Here is a 12237-nt window from a genome sequence, read left to right as displayed (position 1 = left end):
ATAGTCATTTAGCTCTACGCACCTCTCCAAAACAGATATTAGATAAGTCTTTCAGCAATATGTTAAAAAACAAAGAATGCCGGATATTTATAACCCGACATTCTCTTTCTTATTCATCTTTATTATCGATAAGAGTTTCTTTCTTCTTTTTTATTCGTCCTGCCTTTCGCAGTGCCTGATCAAGTATATATTGAATTTGTCCGTTAGTACTACGAAACTCATCGGCAGCCCATTTTTCTATTGCTTCCATCATCTCCGGATCGACTCGCAAGACGAAACTTTTAACTGCTGATTCCTTTTCTTTCTTAGCCACAATTATATATTTATTGATGAAGCGTTCCGGCATTTACAATTGGTTGTGCTGCTTCGTCGGCACATAACACGACAAGCAGATTGCTAACCATTGCAGCCTTACGCTCTTCATCCAATTCCACAATTCCTTCTTTCAAAAGTTTATCCAATGCCAGTTGAACCATACTTACAGCACCTTCTACTATCTTTTCGCGAGCAGCAATAATCGCATCAGCTTGCTGACGACGAAGCATTACACTCGCAATTTCGGCGGCATACGCCAGATAATTGATGCGTGCTTCTATTACTTCTATACCCGCAATCGCCAAGCGGCTATTCAGCTCCTCTTCGAGCTTCTCACTGATTTCACCATTATCGGAACGTAATGTTACATCACCGTCTTTGCTTTCATTGTTGTCGTATGCATACATACCGGCTACCTGACGTAAAGCAGCATCGCTTTGTATCTTTACAAAGTTCTCGTAAGCCTGCATTCTGTTCGAAGATTGAATATAATTATTCACTGAACCCATAACTCCCGAGATAGAAGATGTATCGATATCAAACATCGCCTTATACGTATCTTTTACTTTCCAAACCAGCACAGAACCGATCATAATAGGATTACCAACTTTATCGTTCACCTTTATAGGCGGCACATCGAGATTACGTGCTCTGAGTGTCAGTTTCTTTTTATTATAAAAAGGGTTCACCCAAAGAAAACCGTTGTCGGTAATAGTCCCTTTATATTTCCCAAAGAAAATCATTATTCTGGCTTCGTTAGGCTCTACAACCATAAATCCTAAAACGGCAAAAGAGCATAAAAACATACAACATACAGCTATAAACACTAAGGGAATATAACCTAAGCTAAAAGACCAGATACTCGCTACCAATACTACAATAATGATAAATAAGGCTAGGAAGCCTGAAATCTTAGTGCCTTTAAAATCTTTCTCGAGTGTTTCCATATTTATTATGATATTAAAATGATATCATAAAAATAAATATAATTTTGAATAGCACAAAACAATTTACAAAAAAAGAGCCTTATTATTCAACAAGACTCTGAACGTATATATATAATATTAATCAATTCGATTCAAATTCGAGTATCTCACCATACTCTGCCAACTTATCGAAAGCTCCTTGCAAGTCTGTTTGTCCAAAGTAAACTCTAAAACAATTGATAACTCCACCATGAGCAAAAACAACAACAGAAGAATAATCCTTCTTTACCAATTCGTCGATGAAAGATGCAACACGTGCATACATCTGATCGAAAGATTCGCCATTGGGTGTGGGTGTCCTGATCCAGTCCTTGTCCCATTCTTCCATATCAATGCGATCCCATTCTTTCATCTCCCAATCACCAAAGTGCAATTCTTTCAGGCGATCGTACAATTGAATATCGGTAAAACCACAATATTCAGCAAGGCGCTTCGCTCGGCTTAGCGGGCTTGAAAAAACAGCATCAAACTCCAAGTCTTGCAACTTTTGCTTCACCACCTCAGCTTCGCTCTCAAAGGTCTCTTTTAGCGGTACATCCGTTTGTCCGTAACAAACACCATTAACTCCTACAGCCGTGTGGCGCACTATATATATTTTCATATTTAAACTTACGTATAGATAATAATTCTCCCTAGCATAATTTCAGGATAATACTTATCCCCAGAAAGAAAGACAATTCGCATAATAGAAACATTGCACCGCAACAATCTCCTGTATACCCTTGTATCTTTCTTCTCATGAGTAAAATCAATCCAAGGAAAACAAAGATAGGAAATATTATAGCCGCCCAAAAGTGAATATTTAATAATAAAACGAAAGGCAGCAAGCCAAACAAAGCCGAGATAAGAGCCGTGCGCAAAGACATTTTCTTATATACTGTTTTCGATTTACTAGTTTCCGCATTTCGGGCATAAGGAAGAAATAAGGTAATTTGTGAACTGATAAGCTTGCATAACGGATCGCCCACCAAAATTACAGTACAAGCCAAATACAGACCTAGATTTTCTAAAAAAAAATAAAAGAATAAGAAGTAAAATATCAAGCTGATTACTCCATAAGTACCGATGTGCGAATCTTTCATTATCTCCAATATGCGTTCGCGGGTAGTACCACCGCCAAAGCCATCGAAGAAATCGGCAAAACCGTCTTCATGCAATGCTCCTGTAATGAGCAAGCGGCTAAGAAGAGCCACAATAATGGCAATGGAGTAAGGTAAGATCTGAGCAGCGCACCACAGCACCCCTGCCATAACGCCGGCAGTAAGCCAGCCTACTACAGCCCAGTAGTTTATCACCTGCTTAAAATATTCGGCAGGGACATTAAATGCTTTTATACGCCAAAAAGGTAAGCGTGTAAAAAAGACGAGTGCTGCTGCTATTTGTTTCATCAGTTATAAGGATTACCTTTCGGAAAGGCAAGTTGCAATTTTAAAAATATTTCGTTACTTGGATTTCTTTAAATGAATTCATCTCATTTATCATACGCACGGCCGAATCGACGATAGGATATGCGCAAATAGCACCTGTTCCCTCTCCCAACCTAAGTCCTAAACTAAGAATAGGTTTTGCATTCAGATACTTCAACACTAGCTTATGTCCGGCCTCATCTCCCTGATGCCCAAAGACAGCATAGTACAGAACATTGTTATTCAACTTTGATGCCACCAACATACAGTTTGTCATAATAAAGCCATCGATAAGAATTATCATTTTCAGTTCGGCAGCCTTGAGCATAGCACCTACAGTCATCACCATTTCATAACCACCGAAATAACGCATAATATCTTCGACAGAAGCATCACCGTTGTAATTATCCATCGATTGCTTCAACACCTTATACTTATGGTTGATAATATTGCCTGTATGATCACAGCCTGCACCAATACACTGATCCAAAGGGATACCTGTGAGGTATGTCATCCATAGCGAAGACGAAGAGGTATTTGTAATCCCCATTTCGCCAAAGCTAATCACGTTACATCCCTCATCAAAGCAAGCTTGTACGCATTCTGCACCCGATTGTATGGCTTGTTCCATTTCCTCTTTAGTCATTGCAGCTTCATGCAGATAATTCCGTGTGCTTTTTCGGATCTTCTTGTGAATAATCGGATCTTCGGGCTTGAAGTCGAAATTAACACCGGCATCAACAACCTTTAGATTCAATCCGTGCTGACGTGCCAAAAAGTTGATTCCTGCTCCTCCATTCCAAAAATTTGCTATCATCTGATAGGTTACCTCTTGCGGCGATGGGCTCACCCCTTCTGCTGCAATACCGTGATCTCCTGCAAATACGATGTGACAAGGATTTGTCAACTTCGGATTCAAAGATTGTTGTATCCAACCGATTTGCATAGCCAACTCTTCGAGTTTACCCAAAGAACCTTTAGGCTTTGTGAGGTTATCAATTTTTTCTTGTAAGTAAGAGCGTACTTCGTCTTCCGGTTTTTCGATGTTAAATTGTTGCATTGTATATTTAGTTTCTTTTAGATTTTAATTTTACAGACGCTTTTCGTTGCTATGCTGTTGGCTCAAAATATCTGGTTTTGAAAGATTCGTCGTATTCGACAAAATGTTATGTTATTAAAAACAAAAACGACAGAATTTATGATCATTTCACTTTCAGGGGAATACCCGAAACCATCAGATAGACCTCATCAGCGTTTTCGGCAAGATATTGATTGAGCCAGCCTTGCAAATCGGCAAATTTACGTTGCAAGTCGTTTTGAGACATTTCGCCCATGCCTATTTCGTTTGTAACAAAAATAAACACAGCATCTTGAGCAACAAGCTTTCTGAATTCAGATTTCAGAGCGGTAAGAGCAGCTTCAACATCCGAATTCAGATCGAAGAAAAAATTCGTAGCCCATAGCGTAACACAATCTATAAGCACTACTTTATTGTCAAAGGAATGCTCACTCAAGAATTTCTCTTCTTCTACATTTATCCAATTATCTGCCCGCTCGGCTTTGTGCCTTTCTATCCGCTGACGATGTTCGTCATCCCATATTCGCGAAGTTGCCAGATACACTGGATTGGGAGACAAAGACAATGCTAACTGTTGTGCATAGCTGCTTTTACCCGAACGTTGCCCTCCTGTTATAAGGGTTATTTGCTTAGCCATTTATTTTCTCTTATACAAAAAATCTTTCCAGCGTTCTTCTACGTCACCTGCTTTATACATTTCGTAACGAGCCATTGTGAAGAACAAATCGGACAAACGATTTATAAATCGCATAACGGCTGCAGGAACTTCATCCTGCTTGTTTAAAGTCCACAAGCGACGTTCGGCACGACGAGCCACAGCACGAGCCAACTGCAAGTTTGCTGAAACAACTGTCCCCCCGGGTAAAACGAATGTTTCGCTGGGTCCCATTTCATCTGTCATTTTATCCATGCATTCTTCGCAAAATTTATCCAGATTTTCATCCAGAACATTTTGGTTTGTAGCTCTTATATCCGATGGTGTAGCCACCTGAGACATGACAACCATTATCTCTGTTTGTATCTTGAACAGAATAGGCTGCCACTCATGATCTGAAGATAAGTGAGCCCGAACGACACCTATTACAGAGTTCAGCTCATCGATTGTACCATTGGCTTCAATTCGTGGATGATCTTTACTCACACGTTTTCCTCCAAAGATTCCAGTTTTACCTTTATCTCCTCCTCGGGTATATATTTTCATTTTTTATGGTATGTATTATATTATATATTAAAGAATTTCCTTCTGTCATTCTGAAAGATATTAAAGAAGTCAACACGACAAGATTAACTCCCATATAAAGTCTAACAAAGATACAACAAGTAGAGATGAATCTATCCCATTTTTTAGGCTTTTTCATATAATTTATCTAATAGGATGAGTAGACAAAAGAATGGAAAGGGAAGAGAAAAGTAACAGCAATAAAATAGGAAAAGAGCTGTTACCTTTGTTACTTTTTAACAATTAATTCGTGCTTAACAATACATTCTCTATCTCACTTTTTAGTTTATCTTTGTCTGTAATTTAATTCGTTAACGTCAACCTCATGCGATTAAACATTTGCATCGTTTCAATTTTTATCTGTCTCTTACTGGCAACCTCATGTACCGAAAAGAAGGTAGTATTCAACCAACGGGAATTTATCTCTCTTTCGGGAAAATGGCACTGCGACCTTGGCGAAATAAATCTGCCCGGAAGTGTAGATGAAAGTCGTCTCGCACCCCGCAATAGTGACACTCTGAGTACAGGGCAGCTTACCCGGTTGAATCCTTATGTAGGAAAAATGAAATATACCAAAGAGATTGAAATACCGGCAGGTTCAGCTCAGAAAGAATGGCGACTGATCATGGAGCGAACAAAACCCTCTACGGTGTGGATAGACAAAGACAGCATAGGAACAAGCTCGCTGATATTATCACCTCAGATATACAATCTTGGAAAATTAGCCACAGGAAAGCACACTGTGACTATCGTAATAGACAACAGCCCTGCTTCTGTACCACAAGGAATACATGGCTCGCATGCTTGGACGGATGCGACACAAACAAATTGGAATGGCATAATCGGAAAATTCGGACTCGAAGCCAATGATGGCATTCTCATTAGCAACCTTCAGGTTTATCCAAATGTTTCTTCCAAAACAATACCAGTTGTAGCACAAATCAAATCGTCAGTAAGTGGAAAAGCCGAAATATCGGTTCAGGGATACCTATGGAATACAGCACAAAATATTGCTATACCCGAGCAAGTTATCAACATAAATCTAAAAGAGGGGTTGGAAACATATAAGTTTGATATCAACGTCGGCAACAAACACGTTTTGTGGAGTGAGTTTGATCCTGCCCTATACAAGGTTAATTTCGAAATAAAAAGTCAGAATATAAAAGACAGTTACACTATCGACTTTGGCATCAGAGACTTTTCAGCAAAAGGAACGCAGTTTGAAATCAATTCTCTAAAAACATTTCTACGGGGCAAACACGATGCCTGCGTATTTCCTCTCACCGGCTACCCGCCGATGAATAAAGAAGAATGGAAAAGACAAATGCGCATCGCCAAAGAATATGGGATAAACCATTACAGATTTCACTCGTGGACACCTCCGCAAGCGGCTTTTGATGCGGCAAACGAAGAAGGAATATATATGCAGGTGGAACTGCCATACTGGGGAGCAATGGATACGACAAATACCGACCTCAACAAATTCTTGATTAACGAAGGTGAGCATATCCTTGTCACTTATGGTAACAATCCTTCGTTCGTTATGATGGCTTTGGGCAATGAACTTGGAGGCGATGTAGAACTCACGCGTAACATTGTAACGAAATTCCGTGCATCCGACCAACGTCATCTCTATGCCTTTGGTGCAAATAATATGCTGGGTACTGCCGGACAACAACAAGGTGAAGATTTCTTTGTCACATGCCGTGTTGGCGGACAGGTAGGTTCCGACGATTACTCAACTCATACACGTGCGACCTTCTCTTTTGCCGATGCCAAAGACGGAGGGTATATGAACGCTACATACCCTTCTACCGCCATCACTTTCTCGAAAGCTGTAGAAAACTGTACTATACCGATTATAAGCCATGAGAATGGTCAATTCCAGGTATATCCCGATTATAACGAGATAAAAAAATATACCGGAGTACTGTATCCTTACAATATGGAAATATTCCGCAAACGCCTTCAGGAAAATGGACTTCAAGATCAGGCTGATGCCTTCCATAAGGCTACGGCACGTTTTGCTGCCCTCTGCTATAAGGCTGATATAGAAATGTGCCTTCGCACACCAGGATTTGGAGGATTCCAATTACTGGATTTACAGGATTATCCGGGGCAAGGAAGTGCCTATGTAGGTATACTGGATGCTTTTATGGATAATAAGGGCGGAATGGCGGCAGAAGAATTCGACGGTTTTTGTGACGAAATAGTCCCACTTTCGATTATGCCTAAATACTGCTGGAGCAATAACGAGATATTTACAGCCGAGATAAAACTAAGCAACTATTCGAAGGAAGCTCTCTCGAAAAAGAATTTGTCATGGACGCTAAGCAAAGCGCATAGCAATGTAAATGTAGCCAGAGGAGAATTTCCTATCAATATTTCTCAAGGTCATTTAGGCGAAGTAGGAAAAATAAAAGTACCTCTTCAAGATATAAATACGGCAACTCAACTCGTATTAACATTACAGACAGGCCCTCATGTAAATAAATACGATATATGGGTATATCCCGATAAGCAAGTATCTGTAAAATCGGATATAAAAGAAGCTTCGAGCCTGAAACAAGCTCTAGACTTGCTACAGCAGGGACATAAAGTATTATATATTCCCGATCATAAAGAAGTAGAAAAGCTTTCTGTGGGAGGATTGTTTACTCCCGACTATTGGAATTACGCTATGTTCAAGAATATTTCGGAATGGTTGAAAAGGGATGTGTCTCCGGGAACACTCTCTATATTGACAGACCCTTCCCATCAGCTATTCAAGGAGTTTCCGACTGAAACACATAGCAACTGGCAATGGTGGATTATATCAAAAAACTCAAGACCTTTTATTCTCGACAGAACCCCTAAAGATTACAAACCGTTGGTGCAAGTAATTGACAATATAGAGCGTAACCACAAACTTGGATTGATATTCGAAATGCAGGTTGGTAAAGGAAAATTGCTTGTTTGTATGTGCGATCTGAAAGCTATTAGCGACAAACCCGAAGGAAAACAGTTTGGGCAGGCTATAATCGATTATATGAGTTCTGCCGACTTTAACCCTGCAAGTGAATACACAGCAGAAGATATAAAAAGCCTGTTTAGCACTTCTATAAAAGAGAAGAAGATTGTAGGAGTAAAGAATATTACTACCTATAAGTAGACAGGACTTATCATTCTGAATGAAATCAAGCATCTCATATCCGATAGAGAACGTTCGTTACATTCAGAATGACAAGCTATAATAATTACTGATATAGCGTCTTAGCTATCCCCTGTTCCAAACCCCGAAGCTCAGCCAAGCCTCTGAGGCGACCAATACAGGAATACCCCGGATTGGTTTTCTTGTTCAGATCGTCAATCATCTGATGTCCGTGATCGGGGCGGAAAGGAATAGATATATTACGTTGCTGTTGTATTTCCAAGAGTCCTTTCATAACGCCATACATGTCCACATCGCCTTCGAGATGATTTGCCTCATAAAAATTGCCCTCCGCATCACGCTGAGTAGAACGTAAATGCACGAAGTTGACTCTGTCACCCAAGCGTTTGATCATATTAGGCAAGTCATTATCGGCACGCACACCGAATGAGCCCGTACAAAAACATAGTCCGTTTGAATTGTTAGGCACAGCTTCAACCAATTTATTAAAGTCTGATTCCGTGCTCAGAATACGTGGCAATCCGAGAATCGGATAAGGCGGATCATCGGGATGAATAGCCAGCTTCACACCGACCTCATCGGCAACGGGCGCAATCTCTTTTACAAACTCTATCAGGTTTTTTCTTAGCCTATCTGCATTTATATCTCTATAACGGTCGAGCTGCGCTTGGAACTCTTCAAGGGTAAAACTTTCTTCTGCACCCGGTAGTCCGGCAATCATATTACGGACTAATAGGTCTTTATCCTCCTGCGTCATTTCTTCGAAACGTTTCTTCGCTTTAGCAATATCTTCAGATGAGTATTCTTGCTCTGCACCGGGACGTTTTAGTATGAACAATTCGAACGCCATAAAAGCAGCACGCTCGAAGCGTAAGGCCTTCGACCCGTCGGGCATTGTATAAGCCAAGTCGGTACGTGTCCAATCCAGCACTGGCATAAAATTGTATGTCACAATCGTAATGTCGCATTTAGCTAGATTACGAATACTTTCTTTATAGTTATCAATGTACTTTCGGTAGTCTCCTTCCTGCGTTTTTATATGTTCATGCACAGGGATACTTTCCACAACAGACCACCTGAGACTGGCACTTTCAATTATATCTTTGCGCTTTTGTATTTCTTCCACTGTCCACACTTCACCATTCTTGATATGATGCAGTGCGGTTACAATTCCTGTTGCCCCTGCTTGCTTTATATCCGACAATGATACCGGGTCATTTGGCCCGTACCATCTCCACGTTTGTTCGCTAAGTATCATATATTATTTTTTTCTTATATTCAGTATATATCAAATAGTAAATGAATCGAATCCTCCGTCTACAAGAAGAATAGAACCATTTACAAAACCCGACGCATCGCTTACCAAATAGTGAATTGAGCCTAACAGTTCATCCGATTCTCCAAATCGACGAAATGGCGTATGTGCTATAATTGACTTTGCCCGATCGGTATACGAACCATCGGGATTAAGCAATAGCGAACGATTTTGCTCAGTAATGAAGAAGCCCGGAGCAATGGCGTTCACCCGAAAATTATCCCCAAATTTGAGAGACAGCTCTCCGGCCATATACTTTGTAAAATTGGCTACAGCAGCTTTTGCCACACCATAGCCCATTACACGAGTTAACGGGCGAAACGAAGACTCAGAAGCAATATTGATTATGTTGCCTTTGCCATTGTCTACCATCGCCTTTGCAAAAACCAAAGTAGGTAATACCGAACCAAAGAGATTGAGATCCATCACATCTCGAAATGCAGTAACATCGATATCGAAGATTGTTTTATCAGGTGGAATAGTAGCACCCGCCATATTCCCTCCGGCTGCATTTATGAGCACATCTATTTTGCCATATTTGCGGACTATCGCTTCTCTATTTTCTTCAAGGTTGGCTTTGTTCAGAACATCCGACACAAAGAAAGCCGCCTCATTGCCCGCTAGTCTTATTTTCTCAGCAAGGGCTTCTCCCTTTTCTTTAGAGCGTCCCAGAATAACAACTTTAGCACCCTGCTCTGCTAAGTATTCTGCCATCTGTGCACCTAATATACCATAGCCTCCTGTAATGGCTACAACCTTATCTTGGATATCGAATATGTTTTTTTTCATAGTTTATAATTACTGTAATAGTCAACGTTTTCTTTTATGAGTATATCTATCGGCATATAGTTTACTTTTTCGGGAACTTGCTTGAATAAGAAATAGTTCCCCATTGCTTTCAGAGCATCATATCCTTGCAGCTCGGGACGCTGCGAAAGGATGAAAGATATACGTCCATCCCTCAATCCTTTTATGTTTCGTTCGATGGCGTCATGCCCGACTAACCTAATCTTATTTTGCTGATCGGCATCAAGTTTTTCTAAGAGGGTAACCAGTTCATATATTCGTGAATTAAGAACGATCCCTCCAACCAAACCCTGACTATTATTGATAATATCTTTGACCTCAAGAAGAGTCATCGTATAATCATCGGGGTTAATTTCAATATGATGGATATTCCCCCTAAAGTTGTTATTCTCGAGATATTCCATAAATCCGTTTTCACGGGTTTTCATTTGTACAGATATCTCCTTATATCTGAAACGTATATGAGCTATTATGATATCAGCTGCTGTTCCTACCTCGTTCAATAAAAGCTTAGCAGCGATAACTCCTGTACCGAATGAGTCGCCGCCAAAGTAAGATAGGTCTTTTTGCCCCGATATACCCGAATCTATATAAATGTATGGCATGCCTTTAGCGTCCAGTTCTTTTGACAACTTGATAACATAATCGCCAAACAGAGTAGCAATCAACACGCCGTCAAACTCTTTCTCCTTAAATGAATTAACAGCATTGACAAAGGAAAAGCGATCATATTGATTGAAAAGGAAGTACTCTGTGCTTATATTGAATTTCTTCAATTCATCTGTAGCTTTATCGACGCCTTCACAGACCAACTGCCAATAATCGCCGAAAGAATAAGTGGGCGCAAGAATAGCAAACTTGTAACTCTTCTTTGATGCCAGAAAGCGGGCGACCATATTCGGCTCGTAGTTTATTTCTTTCAGAACCTTTTCAACTTTGGCTCTTTTCTCTTCTGATACCCTTCCCCTATTGTGCAGTACCCTGTCGACCGTACCGGTGGAAACACCAGCCATGCGGGCTATATCTATAATTCGTATATTCATATTTCGATAGAAACTGTATGTCTGTATACATATTACTTGATTGCAAAATTAATCTTTTAAGATTAGCAAACAATATGTGTGCGCACACATATTTAAACAATAAAATATAAACAATTGATTACGAACGGATAAATAATATCATTATGCTAAACAACATATTTTAGATGAAAGGTCAATTATTTAAAAGTACGACAGCAAAAACAGATCGACACATACCGCAAATACCATTAATATCTCCGTACGGATATTGACCCGAACAGCAATTTTAAGATCTGTGTAAGTCAGTTCTTTATCATTATATCCGATATAAGGCTTTTCGACCCGTTGTCCGAAATAGACATTCGATCCACCAAAGCGACAATTAAGAATACCGGCTAAAGCAGCCTCGGGATAGCCAGAGTTGGGGCTTGCATGCTGAGAGCCAAACTTTCGGACAAACGATAACAATGATATTTTTCCACTTACGACTATCATCAGTAAAGATGTTAAACGTGCAGGAATATAATTTGCAACATCATCTATCCGTGCAGCCCAACATCCAAATTGCTTATACCGATCGCTCTTATATCCAATCATAGAGTCTAACGTATTGACCATCTTATAGGCAAACATGCCGGGTACACCCAAAAGTATAAACCAAAATAATGGAGCAATAACTCCATCACTAAGATTTTCGGATAATGTTTCTAACGCAGCCGTACGTATCTGCTGCGGCGACAAAGCAGAAGTATCACGTCCTACGATACGGGCAACCTGTTTTCGTCCTTCTTCGACCGAAGAGTCGACAGCCACAAAGACATTTCGGACCTCATCTATCAAAGTCTTACCTGCAAGGCAAAAGAAAACCACGACAGAAGAAAAGGCTATAGACAGATATGGATTTACATAATCCAATCCTTTAATAATAAAGAAAAGAA

Annotated in this window: 12 protein-coding genes; 1 reads left to right on the top strand and 11 read right to left on the bottom strand. The window is 40.1% G+C overall.

The window, feature by feature from the left end; translation table 11 throughout:
- Positions 1-109 precede the first annotated feature (109 nt).
- The 7 genes from B3P17_RS09040 to B3P17_RS09010 form a co-directional block, all read right to left on the bottom strand.
- A complete protein-coding gene (locus B3P17_RS09040; protein WP_252636826.1) occupies positions 110-346 on the bottom strand; it encodes an Arc family DNA-binding protein in 237 nt (78 codons plus the stop codon).
- Positions 324-1262: an SPFH domain-containing protein gene (locus tag B3P17_RS09035; RefSeq protein ID WP_252636827.1), complete on the bottom strand. Its 939-nt coding sequence runs from the start codon at positions 1260-1262 to the stop codon at positions 324-326. Before B3P17_RS09035 ends, B3P17_RS09040 begins: the two co-directional genes overlap by 23 nt.
- Positions 1263-1383: 121 nt before the next feature.
- Positions 1384-1902 (bottom strand): alpha-ribazole phosphatase, encoded by a 519-nt coding sequence (gene cobC, locus B3P17_RS09030; RefSeq protein WP_252636828.1) that lies wholly within the window; start codon positions 1900-1902, stop codon positions 1384-1386.
- A 31-nt stretch (positions 1903-1933) separates the two neighbouring features.
- Positions 1934-2689 carry an adenosylcobinamide-GDP ribazoletransferase gene (gene cobS, locus B3P17_RS09025; RefSeq protein WP_252636829.1) on the bottom strand — a complete coding sequence of 252 codons (756 nt, stop codon included), beginning with the start codon at positions 2687-2689 and terminating at the stop codon, positions 1934-1936.
- Between the two features lie 40 nt (positions 2690-2729).
- Positions 2730-3767, bottom strand: a complete 1038-nt coding sequence (cobT, locus tag B3P17_RS09020) for a nicotinate-nucleotide--dimethylbenzimidazole phosphoribosyltransferase (RefSeq protein ID WP_252636830.1) — start codon at positions 3765-3767, stop codon at positions 2730-2732.
- Positions 3768-3909: 142 nt separating this feature from the next.
- Positions 3910-4422 (bottom strand): bifunctional adenosylcobinamide kinase/adenosylcobinamide-phosphate guanylyltransferase, encoded by a 513-nt coding sequence (cobU, locus tag B3P17_RS09015; RefSeq protein WP_252636831.1) that lies wholly within the window; start codon positions 4420-4422, stop codon positions 3910-3912.
- Entirely contained in the window at positions 4423-4986 is a 564-nt protein-coding gene (locus B3P17_RS09010; protein WP_135104991.1) for a cob(I)yrinic acid a,c-diamide adenosyltransferase, read from the bottom strand. It lies immediately after the preceding gene.
- Between the two features lie 343 nt (positions 4987-5329).
- On the opposite strand from B3P17_RS09010, the gene B3P17_RS09005 reads away from it, so the two are divergent.
- Complete coding sequence (locus tag B3P17_RS09005; protein ID WP_252636833.1) at positions 5330-8155, top strand: glycoside hydrolase; 2826 nt, start codon at positions 5330-5332, stop codon at positions 8153-8155.
- Positions 8156-8240: 85 nt separating this feature from the next.
- Here the strand turns inward: B3P17_RS09005 and uxuA are convergent, their stop codons facing one another.
- The 4 genes from uxuA to cbiB form a co-directional block, all read right to left on the bottom strand.
- Complete coding sequence (uxuA, locus tag B3P17_RS09000; protein WP_252636834.1) at positions 8241-9413, bottom strand: mannonate dehydratase; 1173 nt, start codon at positions 9411-9413, stop codon at positions 8241-8243.
- A 30-nt stretch (positions 9414-9443) separates the two neighbouring features.
- On the bottom strand, positions 9444-10259 hold the full coding sequence (locus B3P17_RS08995; RefSeq protein WP_252636836.1) for an SDR family oxidoreductase: 816 nt from the start codon (positions 10257-10259) through the stop codon (positions 9444-9446).
- Positions 10256-11320 (bottom strand): substrate-binding domain-containing protein, encoded by a 1065-nt coding sequence (locus tag B3P17_RS08990; protein ID WP_252636838.1) that lies wholly within the window; start codon positions 11318-11320, stop codon positions 10256-10258. The genes B3P17_RS08995 and B3P17_RS08990 overlap by 4 nt, the downstream gene beginning before the upstream one ends.
- Positions 11321-11500: 180 nt before the next feature.
- A partial coding sequence (gene cbiB, locus B3P17_RS08985; RefSeq protein WP_291105176.1) for an adenosylcobinamide-phosphate synthase CbiB occupies positions 11501-12237 on the bottom strand: 737 nt, incomplete at its 5' end.

The organism is Dysgonomonas sp. UBA7630 (assembly GCF_002483985.1).
Taxonomy (GTDB): Bacteria; Bacteroidota; Bacteroidia; order Bacteroidales; family Dysgonomonadaceae; genus Dysgonomonas.
This window is presented reverse-complemented; position numbering and strand designations above follow the sequence as displayed.

What these genes read in the sequence shown, in the direction of transcription:
- B3P17_RS09040 (WP_252636826.1), bottom strand. Translation starts at nt 346, where the DNA reads ATGCCGGAACGCTTCATCAATAAATATATAATTGTGGCTAAGAAAGAA.
- B3P17_RS09035 (WP_252636827.1), bottom strand. Translation starts at nt 1,262, where the DNA reads ATGGAAACACTCGAGAAAGATTTTAAAGGCACTAAGATTTCAGGCTTC.
- cobC (WP_252636828.1), bottom strand. Translation starts at nt 1,902, where the DNA reads ATGAAAATATATATAGTGCGCCACACGGCTGTAGGAGTTAATGGTGTT.
- cobS (WP_252636829.1), bottom strand. Translation starts at nt 2,689, where the DNA reads ATGAAACAAATAGCAGCAGCACTCGTCTTTTTTACACGCTTACCTTTT.
- cobT (WP_252636830.1), bottom strand. Translation starts at nt 3,767, where the DNA reads ATGCAACAATTTAACATCGAAAAACCGGAAGACGAAGTACGCTCTTAC.
- cobU (WP_252636831.1), bottom strand. Translation starts at nt 4,422, where the DNA reads ATGGCTAAGCAAATAACCCTTATAACAGGAGGGCAACGTTCGGGTAAA.
- B3P17_RS09010 (WP_135104991.1), bottom strand. Translation starts at nt 4,986, where the DNA reads ATGAAAATATATACCCGAGGAGGAGATAAAGGTAAAACTGGAATCTTT.
- B3P17_RS09005 (WP_252636833.1), top strand. Translation starts at nt 5,330, where the DNA reads ATGCGATTAAACATTTGCATCGTTTCAATTTTTATCTGTCTCTTACTG.
- uxuA (WP_252636834.1), bottom strand. Translation starts at nt 9,413, where the DNA reads ATGATACTTAGCGAACAAACGTGGAGATGGTACGGGCCAAATGACCCG.
- B3P17_RS08995 (WP_252636836.1), bottom strand. Translation starts at nt 10,259, where the DNA reads ATGAAAAAAAACATATTCGATATCCAAGATAAGGTTGTAGCCATTACA.
- B3P17_RS08990 (WP_252636838.1), bottom strand. Translation starts at nt 11,320, where the DNA reads ATGAATATACGAATTATAGATATAGCCCGCATGGCTGGTGTTTCCACC.